Origin of the sequence: Mesorhizobium sp. Ca11, from assembly GCF_020165275.1 — a bacterium.
Taxonomy (GTDB): Bacteria; Pseudomonadota; Alphaproteobacteria; order Rhizobiales; family Rhizobiaceae; genus Mesorhizobium.
In genome coordinates this window covers 322,891-338,216 of record NZ_JAIUHU010000005.1, presented here as the reverse complement: position 1 = coordinate 338,216, position 15,326 = coordinate 322,891, and the positions used below count along the sequence as shown (strand labels likewise).

Annotated in this window: 20 protein-coding genes; 10 read left to right on the top strand and 10 right to left on the bottom strand. The window is 62.1% G+C overall.

The genetic code is table 11. From position 1 onward, the window contains the following. Positions 1 to 57: 57 nt before the first annotated feature. Genes LB538_RS11935 through LB538_RS11925 form a run of 3 tightly spaced genes read right to left on the bottom strand, consistent with a single transcriptional unit; the run spans position 58 to position 3,529 of the window. On the bottom strand, positions 58 to 1,038 hold the full coding sequence (locus tag LB538_RS11935) for an ABC transporter substrate-binding protein (protein WP_095768517.1): 981 nt from the start codon (positions 1,036 to 1,038) through the stop codon (positions 58 to 60). Between the two features lie 58 nt (positions 1,039 to 1,096). Next, a complete protein-coding gene (locus LB538_RS11930; protein ID WP_224523270.1) occupies positions 1,097 to 2,758 on the bottom strand; it encodes a GMC family oxidoreductase in 1,662 nt (553 codons plus the stop codon). A 24-nt stretch (positions 2,759 to 2,782) separates the two neighbouring features. Next, a complete protein-coding gene (locus tag LB538_RS11925) occupies positions 2,783 to 3,529 on the bottom strand; it encodes an FCD domain-containing protein (RefSeq protein WP_224523269.1) in 747 nt (248 codons plus the stop codon). Positions 3,530 to 3,686: 157 nt separating this feature from the next. Here LB538_RS11925 and LB538_RS11920 point away from each other — a divergent pair, with 157 nt between their 5' ends. Beyond that, positions 3,687 to 4,787, top strand: coding sequence for a mandelate racemase/muconate lactonizing enzyme family protein (locus tag LB538_RS11920; protein ID WP_224523267.1), 1,101 nt, complete (start codon positions 3,687 to 3,689; stop codon positions 4,785 to 4,787). A 357-nt stretch (positions 4,788 to 5,144) separates the two neighbouring features. Continuing rightward, positions 5,145 to 5,399 (top strand): DUF6894 family protein, encoded by a 255-nt coding sequence (locus LB538_RS29325; protein WP_095768520.1) that lies wholly within the window; start codon positions 5,145 to 5,147, stop codon positions 5,397 to 5,399. A 59-nt stretch (positions 5,400 to 5,458) separates the two neighbouring features. Here the strand turns inward: LB538_RS29325 and pqqE are convergent, their stop codons facing one another. The 7 genes from pqqE to LB538_RS11880 form a co-directional block, all read right to left on the bottom strand. After that, a complete protein-coding gene (pqqE, locus tag LB538_RS11910; RefSeq protein ID WP_224523263.1) occupies positions 5,459 to 6,595 on the bottom strand; it encodes a pyrroloquinoline quinone biosynthesis protein PqqE in 1,137 nt (378 codons plus the stop codon). Next, the gene (gene pqqD, locus LB538_RS11905; protein ID WP_224523261.1) at positions 6,592 to 6,861 is read right to left on the bottom strand and encodes a pyrroloquinoline quinone biosynthesis peptide chaperone PqqD; all 270 of its coding nucleotides are present in this window, start codon (positions 6,859 to 6,861) and stop codon (positions 6,592 to 6,594) included. The genes pqqE and pqqD overlap by 4 nt, the downstream gene beginning before the upstream one ends. Positions 6,862 to 6,884: 23 nt before the next feature. After that, the gene (gene pqqC, locus LB538_RS11900; RefSeq protein ID WP_224523252.1) at positions 6,885 to 7,640 is read right to left on the bottom strand and encodes a pyrroloquinoline-quinone synthase PqqC; all 756 of its coding nucleotides are present in this window, start codon (positions 7,638 to 7,640) and stop codon (positions 6,885 to 6,887) included. Beyond that, entirely contained in the window at positions 7,637 to 8,575 is a 939-nt protein-coding gene (pqqB, locus tag LB538_RS11895; protein ID WP_224523355.1) for a pyrroloquinoline quinone biosynthesis protein PqqB, read from the bottom strand. The genes pqqC and pqqB overlap by 4 nt, the downstream gene beginning before the upstream one ends. A gap of 126 nt (positions 8,576 to 8,701) precedes the next feature. Beyond that, positions 8,702 to 8,797: a pyrroloquinoline quinone precursor peptide PqqA gene (locus LB538_RS11890; RefSeq protein ID WP_108702850.1), complete on the bottom strand. Its 96-nt coding sequence runs from the start codon at positions 8,795 to 8,797 to the stop codon at positions 8,702 to 8,704. A gap of 59 nt (positions 8,798 to 8,856) precedes the next feature. Continuing rightward, positions 8,857 to 9,375: a ferritin-like domain-containing protein gene (locus tag LB538_RS11885; RefSeq protein ID WP_095768525.1), complete on the bottom strand. Its 519-nt coding sequence runs from the start codon at positions 9,373 to 9,375 to the stop codon at positions 8,857 to 8,859. Between the two features lie 144 nt (positions 9,376 to 9,519). Further along, complete coding sequence (locus tag LB538_RS11880; protein WP_224523243.1) at positions 9,520 to 9,849, bottom strand: low affinity iron permease family protein; 330 nt, start codon at positions 9,847 to 9,849, stop codon at positions 9,520 to 9,522. A 236-nt stretch (positions 9,850 to 10,085) separates the two neighbouring features. On the opposite strand from LB538_RS11880, the gene LB538_RS11875 reads away from it, so the two are divergent. The 8 genes from LB538_RS11875 (at position 10,086) to LB538_RS11840 (ending at position 15,283) form a co-directional block, all read left to right on the top strand. After that, positions 10,086 to 10,412, top strand: a complete 327-nt coding sequence (locus LB538_RS11875) for a DUF768 domain-containing protein (RefSeq protein WP_095768527.1) — start codon at positions 10,086 to 10,088, stop codon at positions 10,410 to 10,412. A 433-nt stretch (positions 10,413 to 10,845) separates the two neighbouring features. Further along, on the top strand, positions 10,846 to 11,091 hold the full coding sequence (locus tag LB538_RS11870; protein ID WP_095768528.1) for a hypothetical protein: 246 nt from the start codon (positions 10,846 to 10,848) through the stop codon (positions 11,089 to 11,091). A gap of 57 nt (positions 11,092 to 11,148) precedes the next feature. Next, positions 11,149 to 12,129 (top strand): alpha/beta fold hydrolase, encoded by a 981-nt coding sequence (locus LB538_RS11865; protein WP_224523241.1) that lies wholly within the window; start codon positions 11,149 to 11,151, stop codon positions 12,127 to 12,129. A gap of 242 nt (positions 12,130 to 12,371) precedes the next feature. Beyond that, a complete protein-coding gene (locus LB538_RS11860) occupies positions 12,372 to 12,803 on the top strand; it encodes a hypothetical protein (protein WP_224523238.1) in 432 nt (143 codons plus the stop codon). Then, entirely contained in the window at positions 12,800 to 13,255 is a 456-nt protein-coding gene (locus tag LB538_RS11855; RefSeq protein ID WP_224523236.1) for a hypothetical protein, read from the top strand. Before LB538_RS11860 ends, LB538_RS11855 begins: the two co-directional genes overlap by 4 nt. Positions 13,256 to 13,416: 161 nt before the next feature. Then, positions 13,417 to 14,031, top strand: coding sequence for a hypothetical protein (locus tag LB538_RS11850; RefSeq protein WP_224523234.1), 615 nt, complete (start codon positions 13,417 to 13,419; stop codon positions 14,029 to 14,031). Further along, positions 14,028 to 14,420, top strand: a complete 393-nt coding sequence (locus tag LB538_RS11845) for a phage holin family protein (protein ID WP_095768531.1) — start codon at positions 14,028 to 14,030, stop codon at positions 14,418 to 14,420. The genes LB538_RS11850 and LB538_RS11845 overlap by 4 nt, the downstream gene beginning before the upstream one ends. Further along, positions 14,417 to 15,283 (top strand): DUF3618 domain-containing protein, encoded by an 867-nt coding sequence (locus LB538_RS11840; protein ID WP_224523233.1) that lies wholly within the window; start codon positions 14,417 to 14,419, stop codon positions 15,281 to 15,283. Before LB538_RS11845 ends, LB538_RS11840 begins: the two co-directional genes overlap by 4 nt. Positions 15,284 to 15,326: the final 43 nt, after the last annotated feature.

Sequence of the window (15,326 nt, the reverse complement as noted above, 5' to 3'; positions counted from 1 at the left end):
GCAAAGCTCCGAAAAAGCCTCCCCGCCGAGGCGGGGAGGCGCCTTTATCCAGACAACTCAGAACGCCGTACTGATCTTATCCTTTGCGTTCGTGCCATCGTAGAAGTCGTCGTCGTTCTTGATGAAGGGCGGGATTTGCTTTCCAGCGGCATAGTCGGCCATCGTGGCGAAAGCCTTCGGTCCGAAAAGCGGGCTGCAGCCGCAGATGGCGCCGATCTTGCCGTCGACGATTGCTTGCACGCCGTCCTTTTCGCCGTCTATCGAGACAATCAGCACATCCTTGCCGGGCGTCTTGCCGGCGGCCTCGAGAGCTGCGATCGCGCCGAGCGCCATCTCGTCATTATGGGCATAGATGATATCGGCTTCAGGATGGGCCTGCAGCAACGTCTCGGCCACTTGGCGGCCCTTGTCGCGAGCGAAGTCGCCCGACTGTGAGGCGACAATCTTGAATTCCGAATGCTTGGCGATGATGTCGTCAAACCCCTTCTTGCGGTCGTTGGCTGGCGAGGAACCGGTGGTGCCTTCCAGCTCGATGATCTTCGATTTTCCATTGGCGTTCTTCACCACCCATTCGGCGATGCGGTTACCCTCATTGATGAAGTCGGAACCAATGAAGGTGACGTAATCCTGTCCAGGCTTGGCCATGGTGTGATCCACGTCGCGGTCAATGAGAAAGACCGGGATGCCGGCATCACGCGCGGCCAGGATGACCGGCACCAACGGCTTGTCCTCGCGGGGAGGCAGGAAAATCGCGTCGACGCCCTGCGCGATCATGGAGTTTACGTCGGAGGCCTGCTTGGCCGAGGATCCGGCGGCATCAGTATAAACGAGCTGATGGCCGAGCTTTGCAGCCTCATCCTGCATGCTTTTGGTTTCCGCTAGCCGCCATGGATTGTTGCTCTCGGTCTGGGCGAAGCCAACTTTATACTTGTCTTTCTTGGCAAGTGGCGGGAGCGCGGCGAAGGCGCGTGGAGCGAGGGTAAGAGCGGCCACGCCGACGGCGGAGCCTACCAACAATTTCCGACGGGTAATGATCATGCTTTCCTCCTTGGTTGTCGCGTTTTGACGCCGTTGAATATTCCTCGCCTATGGCGGGCTAGGTCAGCTCGCTTGCAGACTCCGCCCTCGATTGAGTCACTGCGCCCGCTTCCAAAATGAAATCGGCGCAGCGGTCGCCCAGCATCATGGCGGGTGCAGCCGTGTTGCCGGCGTTGATGTTAGGGCACACCGACATGTCGGCAACGCGCAGGTTCTCTATTCCGCGCACCCGCATGGCCGCGTCCAGAACGGCCATTCGATCGCTGTCCGGGCCCATGCGGCAGGTGCCGGCCGGATGGTAATTCGTTTTGACGAAGCGCTTGCAGTGCCTTTCGAGCGCCGCGTCGCTGAGGTCGTCTTCCCGGGGGACGGCTACAGCCTTGACGCGGTCAGCCAGTGGCTTCGCGTGGAATGCCTTCAGGAAATAGCGCTGGCCGGCAATCATCTGCTTCATGTCGTCTTGATGTTTGAGCAGGTGCGGAGAGACGACCGGCATGTCGTTCGGATCTGCCGAACGCAGCTTCACGAAGCCACGGGACTTCGGCTTGACGACCACGGTCGTCACAGTGAGGCCGTAGGTATTCTCGACCAGGGTCAGGATATCGCGGTCCAGGTACACATGGGGCACGCAAAAAGCCTGGATCGTCGGTTCGCCATCCGGGTCGGTCGGATTGACAAAAGCCCCGGCCTCGACTCCCGCGGACAGGATCGTACCGGCGCCGAAAAGCTTGAAGTGCAGGCCGTTCTTGATCATCCGCCAACCCTGGCCCTGCTTAAAGTAGCCATACGGGCCGTTTGCTGTGGCAATGATGGGCACTTCCGGATGGTCGATCAGGTTCTGGCCGACGCCTGGAAGGTCGACGACGCAGGCAATGTCATGTCTGGAAAGTTCCTCGGCCGGGCCAATACCTGACAGCATAAGGAGTTGCGGCGATACCAGCGCGCCCGACGAGACGATCACGTCGCCGTCCGCATGGGCCTCGTGCTCGGTTCCCGATTGGTCAGTGTAGATTACACCCTTTGCGCGCTCGTTCTGGATCAGCAACTGCCTCGCGGCAGAATTCAGCCTCAGCGTCAGCCTGGGATCCTTAGCCAATGGCTCGATAAACGCATAGGCAGCGCTGCTACGCTTCCCGCGCCGGTTCATGAACTGATAGAAGCCCACTCCGCGTTGCGACGGCCCGTTGAAGTCATGATTGTAGGGCAGTCCGAGCCGTTGGACCGCCTGTACAAACCAACGCGAAACGTCGTCAATGTGACCGGGGTCGGAGACAAGCAACGGTCCTTCGCTGCCATGCAACTCGCCGCCGAGGCGGTTGTTGCCTTCCATGCCCGTGAAGTGGGGCAGCACCGCCTGCCAGTTCCAGCGGATGCCGGCATTGTTGCCGCGCAGCAACTCATCCCATTCGTCATAGTCCGAGGCACGGCCGCGCATATAGACCTGGGCGTTGACCGAGGTGCCGCCGCCCAGCACGTTGCCTTGCGAGATTTCGTGTTGACGTCCATCCAGATGCTGCTGCGGCTCGGTGCGGTAATAGCGCATGAACTTCGAGCCATTGATCATCTTGAAGATCCCCGGCGGCATATCGAGCAGCGGGTGGTGATGCGAATGCCCAGCTTCGAGAAGCAGGACCCGCCGTCCTGCCCTCACCAGCCGCGCCGCGACCACGCAACCCGCTGCTCCGCCGCCCACCACGATATGATCGTAAGTCTGCGTCATTCTCGCCGGTCCTCCCTCCGGCCCTCACGACATTTCAAATGTGCCACGGACATACTCCCAAGCCGCGGAAAGATGATTGAGCAGCGCCCGCTCGGCGCCATCCGGATCTCGCTCGATGATCGCCATGCAGATTTCGCGGTGGCTCAGGAAATTGATGCGGTTGCGCTCGGGCGATCGGGGCATGCGCATCCAATGCGGCGACAGCCACGCGGTGAAGGCCTTGTGCACTGCGGGCATCACCGGGTTGCGCGTGATCTGGTAGAGCACGGCGTGAAATCCTACGTCGGTGGCATAGAATTTTTCCGAATCCGGTATCGCCGCCTCGTTCATCTCGAGCGCTGATCTGAGCGTGGCCACGTCGTCCTTGCGCGCATGGATGGCGGCGTTGCGCGCAAGAGCGGCTTCAAGAAAGACCCGGGTATCGTAGAGGTTTTTCACTCCCGCCTGAGCGCTTAGCAGGTGGCCGACAACACCTTCCAAAGCGCCGAGCGCCGCGTCCAGCCCCGGCCGGCGGACCACTGGGCGAAAGCGTGGACGCGCTTCGATAAGACCGCGGCTTGCCAGGCGAGCGACCGCTTCACGCACCACGCCGCGGCCGACCCCGTACTCGGCCATCAACTCGCGCTCGGCCGGCAGGAAGCTGCCATCACCGAGCTTGCCGGAGACGATATCCGCTTCGATTCCAATCACCATGGCGTCTGCCGCGCGAGCAGCTCCGCTCGTGGCCCGCGTTCCAAGATGCTGTGGTGTACTTAACAAGCCGTCCTCCACTTCACGCAGTCATTAATGCGCAGATCGGACCAAAGCACAAGGTCCAGCGAGTTATCATCGGACCAAAATCGCGGTGGATCACCGATCTGGTTGCGATCAGCCCGATAGAGTGCAATTATGGTATGACGAAAATAGGCCAGACGATGAGAGCCTCGCAATGGGCGATACAATAATCACGGACGTAGAGGTCCGGCTTTTCCGGGTGCCGCTGCGTGAAGTAATGACCGACGCCAAGCATGGTGCTCACACGCATTTTGAGCTGGTGACAGCGACCCTGAGGCTGGCGGACGGCAGCGAAGGGACTGGTTACACCTACACTGGAGGTAAAGGTGGGCATGCGATCGGAGCCATGATCGTGCACGATCTGGCGCCGTTCCTGAAAGGACGGGACGCGACCGACATCGAGGCGCTCCATGATGGGATGCTATGGCACATCCATTATGTTGGACGCGGCGGCATCGCGTCCTTTGCGATTTCTGCGCTCGACATAGCGCTCTGGGATCTGCAGGGCCGGCGCATCGGCCGGCCACTCTGGGAAATGGCAGGCAGGGCCGGCAAGACAGCCAAGGCATATCGCGGCGGCATCGACCTGAACTTCTCCCTCGATCAGTTGCTGGCGAGCATCGACTCCTATCTCGCCGCCGGGTTCAATGCTGTGAAGATCAAGGTCGGCAAAGACGACCTCGCGGAGGATGTCGCCCGAGTTAAGGCGATCCGCGAGCGCATCGGGCCGCACACCCCGTTCATGGTGGACGCCAATTACGCGCTCGACATTCATCGGGCGATCGAAGCGGCGAAAGCATTCGCGCCTTACGAGCTGCTCTGGTTCGAGGAGCCCATCATACCTGACGATTACCAGGGCTACGCTGCCATTGCCGAGGCGACGGGCATGCCGCTGGCCATGGGCGAGAACCTGCATGTGATCGAGGAGTTCGAGCATGCCTTCGCGTGGTCGAAGCTATCCTACATCCAACCAGACGCGTCGAACTGTGGCGGCATCACAGGCTGGTTGCGGGTCGCCGAGCTTGCGCGCAAGGCTGGAATTCCGGTGTGCAGCCACGGCATGCAGGAACTACATGTCAGTTTGGTCGCAGGCCAATCAAACGCTGGTTGGGTGGAGGCGCACAGTTTCGACATCGACCTGTACACCACTCGTCCGCTCAGGCTGCAGGATGGGCTGGCAGTCGCCCCAGACGAGCCAGGCATTGGTGTCAGCTTTGACTGGCGTAAGCTGGATGGCTTTGAGGAGAGGGTCTAAGCCAGATCGGTAACGGACCGACCTGGCCCGAAAGAGCCAGCTTGCCGAGCGGACCAGCCACGGTCGCTTCGAAGCGTCGAGAGGCTATCGCGCTGGAAAAGGAGCGCGCCGCGAATAAGCAGCACCCGCCGAACGGCGAGTGGGGGTCCACGGCGGCCGGTCAAGTGCTCCCGGCAGAAGCGAATGACATATCGCTATTGGGCTGTCGCAGGCGAAGCGGAGCACCTGGCCAATGAAGCAAATGTCCGACTGCTACTACGCGCAAGGTATCAACTTTTTTGCGAGACCTCGTCCCTCTGCCCATTGCGATCACTCAAAGTTAAATGCGCTGGCATCCGAAGTGCTCACAATGGCTGAATGCCACGGTACGTTTTCGAAGTTACAAGAAACGGCCAGCGATTTGCCGATGCGTGGGTTGAACTGGACAGCCTGCGCGACATGCGACGAGAAGCGCTTAAGACGCTGCACGACATCGCCGTCGACGAAATGGCTGAGAGCGACGTCGATGAGACCCTGGCGATCTCGGTCCATGATGAAACCGGCAGGGCGATATATTCAGCAACTCTCACGGTCTCACAATCGTTGCCGCTCTTGCACCTGGTTGGCCGGTGAGAAGCGTCATAGGACGTTGCGTCGAAGTGGTCCGCCGCCGAACATTCTTGGGTGGGCCGTCATCGGGGGCCATGATCAGTGCGCGCGTCACGTGGGGTTGTGGCGCCGATCCGCCGGAAAATGAAGCTTTCATTTCCCTCCGGCGCTGCCTGCGCGGCGTCGGTCAGCATCGCCATTCGCTTGTGGATCGGCGACTTGATGCAGGCCGGATCCGTTGCCGCCGCATCGCCGGCGATCGCCATCGCCTGACACCTGCAGCCGCCCCAATCGATCTCACGCCGCTCGCAGCTTCGGCACGGCTCCTGCATCCAGTCGGTGCCGCGGAAGGCGCTGAATGCCGGTGAGTCGGCCCAGATTTCGGCGAGCCTGCGGTCTCCGAAGCGCTCGAAGCGCAGCGAGGGAATGGTCTGGGCGGCATGGCACGGCAACACGGTGCCGTCGGGCGCGACCATGAAGGCGTCGCGCGCCCAGCCCCCCATGCATGGCTTGGGACACACGGCAAAATAATCCGGCGTGACAAAATCGATGTTCATGATTCCGGCGAGCCTTTCGCGTGCCGCCGTGACGATGTCCGCCTGCCGGTTGACCGCCGCCAGGTCGGGCATCAGCCTGTCGCGATTGGCGAGCGCCCAACCGGCATATTGGACGTTCGCGATCTCCAGCCGCTCCGCATCCAAGGAGAGGGCGAGATCGATGAATTCCGGCACTTCCTCGATGTTGTGGCGATGGACCGGCGCATTGATGGTGAGGGGCAGCCCGGCCGCGCGGGCGCGGCGTGCCGTCTCCAGCTTCTTCTCGTGGCTGCCCCGGTGGTTGCCGATACGGTCGGTGGTCGCCGGACGGGCGCCCTGGAAGCTTAGTTGCAGGTGGTCGAGACCGGCTTCGGCAAAGGCCTCGATGCGGCCCTCGGCAATGCCGACGCCGGCGGTGATGAGGTTGGTGTAGACGCTGCGCGCCGAAAGCCCGGCGATCAATTGCTCGAGGTCGCGACGCAGCGTCGGCTCGCCGCCGGAAAGATGCACCTGCAGGACACCGAGATCGGCGGCCTGCGAGAACAGATCGAGCCAGGTCTGCGTGTCGAGCTCGTGGTTGGCCTTCAGCAGCTCGAGCGGATTGGAGCAATAAGGGCACTGCAGCGGGCAGCGATGCGTCAGTTCCGCCAGCATGCCGATCGGGGGCAGGAGGGGCGCGTTCATAGCTTCACCAAAAGCTTGTCCGACCATTCCTGCAGGAAGGCGATGACGTCGGCCGCCACGTCCTCCGGATCCGCGTCATAGTCGGCCGCAAGATCGGCGATGATGCGCTCGACCGTGGACCGGCCGTCACAGCGGCGCAGTATGTCGAGACTGATCTCGTTCGGCCAGAATACCTTCTCCGGCGAAAGCACGGCGAACGCCTGCCGCACGGGATCGTACTGGATGCGCACATGCCTGGGCAGCGATGGCGCCGACCGCAACGACACGATGGCTCTTTCCCGTAGTGCCGTCATGAGGCCGCCGGGCGGAAGGCGCCGGGCGGTATGTTTCCCGGCGCGCCGTAAGCATGCTGGAGCGCATCGAGCATGGCCCAGAGTATGTCGCATTTGAACACCAGCGCATCGATCGCCTGCTGCTGGCGTTCGGCCGTGTCGGCATGGGCCAGCACATAGGCGAGGGCGAAATCGGCGTCGCGCGATGCCTGTTCGGGCCGCCGGCTGAAATAGGCCAGCGTATCCTCGGTGATGTAGTCGTATCTGGCCAGCATCGCCGGCACCCGCTCGCCAATGATCGTCGGCGAGAACATCTCGGTCAGCGATGACGCGACCGCCTCGAGCAGCGTATGGTTCGTGCAGAAGGAAAGATAGGCGCCGACGGCGAAACGGGTCGCCGGCAGGGCCAGCTTTTCGCCCTTGACGGCTTCGGCATCGAGCCCAAGAGAGCTCGCCAGGTGCAGCCAGCGCGCGATGCCGCCGCTCCAGCCGTCATCACCGTCATGGTCTTCGATGCGCTTGCGCCAGGCGGCGCGAAACGCCGGATCCTCGGCACGCGCCAGGATCATGGCGTCCTTGCGCGGAATGACGGCCTGATAGCAATAACGGTTCAGCGCCCAGGCCTGCATTTCGACCTTCGACAAGGCGCCGCCGGTCATCCTGTGATGGAAAGGATGGCGGTTATGATAGCGCTCGTCGCCGACCTGCCGCAGCACGGCCTCGAGCTCGTTCTTGGACAGTCCGCCTCGGGCCGCGTCGTGGAAATCGCTCACAATTCAAGCTCCATGCCATCGCTGGCGACTTCCCAGCCAGCCGCCTTGACCGCCGCGTGTTCGGCGGAATTCTCGTCCAGAACAGGATTGGTGTTGTTGATATGGATGAAGATACGGCGACCGATCTTCACATCGGCCAGGCCGGCGATAGAACCTGCTTCTCCGGACATTGCGATGTGCCCCATGCGCGCGCCGGTTTTCTGGCCGACGCCGGCCGTGATCATCTCGTCGTCCGTGTAGACGGTGCCGTCGAACAGAAGGCAGGCAGCACCGGCCAGGCGCGCGCGCAGCGCGGCATCGATGCGCGCGCAGCCCGGAATGTAAAAAACCGCGCCGCGACCGCCGGTCTCGCTGATGCGGACGCCGATCGTGTCGCCGGTGTCCGAGCTGAAATCGGCGGCGGGATCGCCTCTTTGCTCGAGGTAGAGCGCTATCTTGCCCGGCACCGGAAAGCTGCGGACGATCACGCCGGTCGGGTGGCCGTCCGCGCCGCAGATAGCCATCTCCTGTGTCGGCGCCAAGAGACGCCGTGGCACGATCGCCGGATCAAGGACATTGAAGATCGAATTGGCCGCCAGTGTCGCGAGCACCTGCGCGGTCGCATAGATCGCGAAAGGCTGCCGCTCACGCAGGCTGAGCAGGCCGGCGATATGGTCCACGTCGGCATTGGTCAGCACCACCGCGCGGATAGGCGTCGAGCGCAGCGGTGCATCGGCCGCGGGCTGCAGCTCGGACGCTTGCGCAATCTGCTGGCGGATGTCGGGCGACGCGTTGAAGAGGACCCAACCTGTCCCATCCGCCGATACGGCGATGGATGATTGGGTTCGCGAACGCACGCCGGGCATGCCCCTGCGAGCCGCGCGGCTCAGGCGGCAATTGCAATTCCACTGCGGAAAGCCGCCTCCCGCCGCCGATCCGACGATCTTCACGCGCATGGCAATGCATGCCCAGCGGGCCAACTGACCGGCGCCACTTTTACGGCTGCGGTCGATTTGCGTCCGCGTCTTCTGATATCGCAAAGAATTGCATGCCCCGTCGAGCAGGGCATGCAAATTCACGGGCTACTTTTTCGGCCGGATTTCAGCAGGCAGATATCGCGATATCTCGAAGCCCGCCGCCACCTGACACATGGTTGGTTTCTTCCAGGTCTTCTTCATCGAGTTCTCCTTCTGCAACCATAAGATCGACGGCCGTTAGGGCCAAGTGGTCCACTTTGCTAGGCCGCCTGCAAAGCACGTTGATTGGCGTCGCTCTCGCCAAGAGCGTTGAGCGCCTCGTCGGTTGCCGATTCTTCCTTCAACGTTTGTCGGAGCAGCGGAAGAGCATCCTTGAGACCGAGCTGTTCGGCCCATGCGATCAGCGTGCCGTAGCGCGCGATTTCATAGTGCTCGACCGCTTGCGCGGCGCCAACCAGCCCTGCGTCAAGCGCCGGCTCGTCCTTGTACTCTTCGAGGATTTCCGAGCCCTCCTCGATGATGCCGTCGATAGCAGGGCAGGTCTTGCCCCTGGCCGGCTTGCCGAGCATGTCGAAGACTTGTTCCAGGCGGTCCACCTGGTCTTCAGTTTCCTTGAGGTGCTTTTCGAAAGCGGCGCTTATCTTTTCGGACTGTGCTGCTTTCGCCAGCTTTGGCAAAGCCTTCAGGATCTTTTTTTCAGCGTAATAAATGTCTTTTAGTCCGTCCAGGAACAGGCTTTCCAAGCCGTTCGAAGTCGCGGACGAAGCTTTTTTCGGCATCTTAGGTCCTCCTTGGGTGTAGGGATGCGCCTGCGGCACTCTTCCTAATCCGCCCGGAGACCCGAAGTTCCGACAAGAGTGTCATCATCGCTGGCGCCGTGCTCACAACGACTTAGCTCCGAAGGCAGTCCGGTTGAGGAGACGTCAACTTCCGCCTCGTCCGACATCGCGCATCCGCTCGATTTCCTCCGGCTCTTTGTCGTCCATTCCGGCGATCTCGTTGCGAGCCTTGGCGTTCGCCTTGATCAGCTCATCGAGTTTCGCCTGCAATGCTTGGGTGTCGCGATGCTCGGCCCTTTGAATAAACAGCGTCATTGCCCAGGTGATCAGCGTCGCGGCGCCGTGCCAGTCAAGTGTCTCCCGCTCGAAGACGTACCAAGCAAGAGTGTAGCCGCCCAAAATCAAAAAGGCCGCCGGTCGGGACGTCAGTGTGCCGACTTTGGTCAGCGCTTCTCGAAGCTGCAATGTTGCCATGCCTGCGAACGGCTGAGCGCAATCCGGGTTCCCGCTGGATACGTTGGGCTGGAACCTAGCTCGAGGCGGGAACGTCCCCCTCGTTTCAAGCGCTCTCGCCGTGGAAAGCCATCGAGTGTCTCCTCAGAGTGTTCAAGCTCCCCACCGTGCAGCGATCCGTCCATTCCCCGCCGTTTCGGATTTACGGAACATCGGCGTCATCGTCCAGTTATCTCGCGTCGAGGAGGAGGTGCTCCATGAACGCGACAAAGGAATTCCTGCGAAGCTGGCTGGAAGAGAATGTCGGCAACTTGCCGACCGACACCGAGATCAGCGTTGCGATGCTGGCGCAGCAATTCGAGCAAGACGCCGATGCCGCCGGCTACGGTCGCGAGGTGCGCGAGCAGGAGGTGGGCAACATTGAGGACGCGATCCAACGTGCACTAGACAAAGCCGGCGAGGAAAACAGAGGGTCGGAATCCAGTGCTGATCACGAGAATTCGCTGGCGCCTGTCATCGATGCCCTGGAAGATGTCGAGCCTGAACAGGATGATGCCGAGGGCTCCGGCAAGCCGGCTGTCTAGTCTAGCGGTTCTCCTTGGTCAGCGTCGAAATTACCGCGTCCAGAACCGTCTTTGGGCAAGTCTCTCCTTCGCGCAGCGCTTCGAACAGGGAGGTCACCAAGCTTTCCAGCGTTCCGCCGTGATCCTTCGACAGTTTCGAAGCTGCCTGCGTTAGCGCTTCGAATTCCAAAAGACTGAGTTAAGAGTGGCGCGTCATGGTTCCTTCCTCGCGAGGCGGACGCAGGACGCAACCGGACGCTTGCCGCACTCGTAGAAGTGCAGCGGTTCAGCCTCAACCACATTTGTTGCAAGAGGCTGTTGCTTCTCCCGGCTGCGGAGCAGTAACGAGGTCGATCCCGCTGCCCACGGAACAAAGGCCGGCCACAGAGGTTTGGCCGGCTTCCAACCTGCCCGGAAGTCAGCAGACATCCGATGAAAGCGGAGAAGGTGCTCAATGACGAAGCCCCGCCAAAACGACGATCCCGCGCGATCAACCCCAAGCAGCGATCGGACCGGCCAGCAAACAGGAGCGGACAGGGATTCGCCGCAGGAAGATCCGGTTGAAGGCTCGCGCAAGATTGTGGATCGCGAGCTCGCCCGGCAAAAGCCGTCGGCCGGGGCTGATAAGAAGGAGGCCGAGCAGAGCCTGCGCGACCAAGTCGAGGAAGAGACCGAGCTGCCTCAGAAAGGGTCGGCCTGATAGCGAGCAGGGCGGCTGTAAAGTCCCCTGCTCCGCCACACCGCCTGATTTCCAACGATGACGGCAAAGTTCAGGAAGAACCTGCTTCTGTTGCTTGCGGCGGCAGCGGTTGGCTTGTCCCTGTACAATGGCCAGCTTGCGCGACGGGCGTTGGCCGCACGTCCGCTCGGGCGCTTCATCCATCTCCGGGGAACGAAGCTGCATTTCCTGGAGGCGGGCAATGGGCAACCGCTTCTGCTGTTGCACGGCAATGGCGCCTCGGCGGAAGACTTCACGACAAGCGGCATCTTCGGCAGAGCCGCCGCCAGATATCGCGTACTTGCCTTCGACAGGCCCGGCTTCGGCATGAGTCCACGCCCGGCCGGCAGACCTTGGACCGCAGCTGCCCAGGCCGACGTCATCGATGCCGCGGTCGCGAAACTCGGCATCGGGCGCTACATGGTTGTCGGCCATTCCTGGGGTGCAGCGGTGGCGCTCGAGATGGCGCGTCGGCATCGCCGGTCGGTAGCTGGCGTCGTTGTCGTCGCCGGCTATCATTACCCGTCGCCGAGACTGGCCCTTGCCATCTCCGCGCTGCCGGCGGTTCCACTTCTCGGGACGGTGCTGCGCCACGCTTTGCTGCCTTCGCTGGTCAGGCTGAACTGGCATTGGGCGATGAAGCAGATTTTTCATCCGGCAACGGTCGCGATGCCTTTTGCGGCGATGACAAGAGGATTGGCGAGCCGGCCCTCGCAGCTGCGCTCCATATCCGCTGAATCCTTTCTGATGCTGGTATCGGCACTCTTCCCAAATCGCCGATATGCCGACATCGCCGTCCCTGTCGGGATAATTGCCGGCGCGGGCGACCAGCTGTTCGATGCCAAGGCCGAGGCGCTGCGGCTGCAATCAGAGATAAGCCACTCGCTCGTAGAAATCGTTTTGGATGCGGGACATATGGTGCATCAAAGCAATCCGCAGGTGATCCTAGCGATGATCGACAAGGTTGCGGCTCTTGCCAACATTGGTGACATGGCGAAGCAACCGGCTCGCACGACATGATTAGGTGCGCGGTCCGCGGAACAGAGTAATACGGCCGAGATTCGGCTGGCTTCCAACGGAGAACCAGCTACGCATTTTACCGACAAAGAAATTGCAATTCCCGGTCAGGATGGAAAAGCCGAACCCGATCTTCGCGCGCGCCCTGCAACAGGCAATCGGCGGCGCAAAACCCGAACACGGAGGAACTTTCGCGTGGCTGCGGCTTGATCTTCGGGATTTGATGCGATTGCAGCGAGGGGAAGATGTTGCGCACCGTTGCCCGGCCGAGCCGGGCCTTCCTGCCCCTGCTGGCGCTGGCGCTTGCCTCTTGCTCCTCGTCTGAAACGATTGACCAGCAATCGAAGCTTGCGGCCTCGACGGCGCAGGCGGCAGTGCTGGTGAGCGGCGCCTGGCTCTCCGGCGCCGCGCCGTCCCATTATGCGTCCTCTGCATTGCAAACCTTCGCCGAGACACTCGCCGCCGGCCGGCAAGTGGAATCGGCGTCTCCCTCCGACCGGGGAAAGCGAGATTCGTTGGTAGCGGCTGTTACCCGGCTGTCGAATGCGGCAAGGCGGGCCAAGGACGCGGTCGAGGCCGAACAGGATGCCCAGGTCGGTCAGGCGCAACAGGAGCTTCGGGCCGCGCAAGGCGATCTCGCTGTGGCCTATCGCCAGTATTTTGCGCAGCAGCAATGAAGAAGCTGCTTGAAATTTCACTCGGTGTCGTGACCAGCGTCGGCGGCTTCCTGGAGGTCGGCTCGATGGCGACGGCGGCGCAGGCCGGTGCATTGTTCGGCTACCAGCTCATCTGGGCGAGGATGGGGACTGTAAATTTCGAGCATCTTGCCGGCAGGCCCGTATTCTCCGAGCGCGGCAGGAGCATCGGCTATATCGAAGAGATCGTCGCGGAGCGGGACGGCGACGACCTCGTCGCCACCGAATTTCATGTCGGCATCTTCGCCGCATTGGAGCGCTTGTCCGCTTCGACTGTCGGCGCTGCATTGCTCGACTTCTTCGCGCTGAGGCGCCGCGAGGGCCTTTATCGCATTCCCTGGGACAAGATCGAAATTTCCGATCCGACACGCCCCAGGCTGCTTTGCCCAGACGAGAAGCTTGCCGCTTTGAAGGCAAAGCCCATGGGCAAATGAGAACTCGCTAAAAAGCTGCTCGTCCAGGGGAACATCGTAGCCGGCAGGAAGTTCGAACTAAATCGAGGAGGCTGCACCATGAACAGTGTCATCTATCTCATTGGTCTGATCGTCGTCGTGCTGGCAGTGCTTTCCTTCCTCGGCTTTCACTAGGAGGCACCATGCAGCGCGAGAATGATCGGGGCCCTGAGTCCGCCGACTTTGCCAAAGCCAAGGACGAAGTTTCCGACCGAATCCGGCAAGAAACGCAAAGCGCCGGCGAAGCTCTCCACGATGCCGGCGACGAGGTCGCCCGCAGGGCTGGAGCGTATGCCGCCGAAGCCCAGCAGGCCGTCTCCGAAAAAGCGGAGCAGACGCAGCGCGATATCGGATCGAGCCTGGCCGCTTTCGGCGGCGCCCTGCGCGCCGCGAGCGATCACTTGGCTAACAGCGACCAGAGTGCGGCCTCGAAGTTCATGCAGGAGGCCGCAAGCGGGCTGGAGCGGCTGTCCTCCTCGTTGAGGGAGAAGCCGTTCGGACAAGTGCTCGAAGACGTTCAGTCCTTTGGCCGCGAGAATCCTGGAGCGCTTCTTGCCGGTTCGGTTTTGGCGGGATTGGCACTCGGCCGCTTCATGAAGGCTTCGCCGCCCGGCACGCGCCGCCCGACGCAGGCCGCAGCCAAGTCTGGACATTCCGGACAAACCGGCCTGGGAAGGAGTGCACGACGGGATAGCGCTCCCTCAAATTGGGGTTCCGACGGCGGCATACCCGGCAAGGCAGCGGAGCTGAAGAAATGAGCACTCACGATAATCCAAGTCTCGGCACATTGGTCGCCGATCTGGCGCAACAGGTGAGCACGCTCGTGCAAACGGAGGCGAGGCTCCTAAGAGCGGAGATCTCGGAGAACGCGACCAAGGCTGGCGCAGGCGCCGTCGAGGTGCTGGGCGGCGCGATATGTCTGCTCGCTGCGCTGCTGGTTTTGTTGCAGGCGCTCGTTATCGCTCTGGCCCGCCTTGGTCTGGGCGCCGGGTGGTCCGCTTTGCTCGTGGGCGTGGTCGTGGCCGTGCTTGGCGTGATCCTGTTGCGGACCGGCATGGCGAGCATGGCGCCTTCCGAGCTCGCGCCGGACCGTACACAGGAACAGCTCAAGCGTGACGTGAACGTGATCAAGGAACAAGCGAGATGACCGAGAGATCCGCAGCAGAGCTCGAACGCGAAGCGGAAGCCACGCGCGCAAGAGTGGTGGCGACCGCAGACTCCATTCGCGACAAGATGACCCCAGGGCAGCTCTTTGACGAATTCACCGGGCATTTCAGAGGCGGCGCGGGCTCCGAAATGCTTCACAACCTGAAGGCCCAGGTTCGGGACAATCCATTGCCGCTGACGGTGATCGGCGCGGGCCTGGCCTGGCTGATGTTGGGCAGTGGTGCCTCCGCCACCCCGGCTGGTACCGATGGTGTGACGCGGCGCGGTCTTGGCCTCGATCATGGAGCGTTCGGCGCTGGAATGGGTTCGACCGCCTCGGATGCGGCAGGCGCTGTCGCCGAAGCGGCCAGCGGGGCGGCCGGAACTGTCTCGGGAATGGCTAACGAAGCCGCCGGCACAGTGTCGAACGTGGCAAGCAGCGCAGCCGACACACTGGCGAGCTCGGCGGCGGCTGCGGCCGATATGGCAACAAGTGCCAGCCGCTCGGCACATAGTCTGCTTGAGGACCAGCCTCTCGCAGTGGCTGCCGTCGGCCTCGCCATCGGAGCTGCCATCGGCGCCATGCTGCCGCACACAGAGGTCGAGGACGAGCGATTGGGCACCTATCGCGAGAGGCTTCGGGATAGTGCCGAAGACACTTTGAAAGAAGGCCTCGACACCGCAACGCAAGTCGCGGCGGAAGCCTACCAGTCGGCAAGCGACGAAGCCGAGCGGCAGGCATCGAGCGAGGGCACGCTGGCCGACAAGGTCGGCGGGGTCGTCAAAGCCGCGGCCGACAAGGCCGACGAATCGGTGCGCGAGAAACTTTCCGATTCCGACGCGTCCTCGTCCGGGAAATCGTAGCCGCTTTTTCAACACTCAAGGAACAATGCGCGCCTCCCTCGGT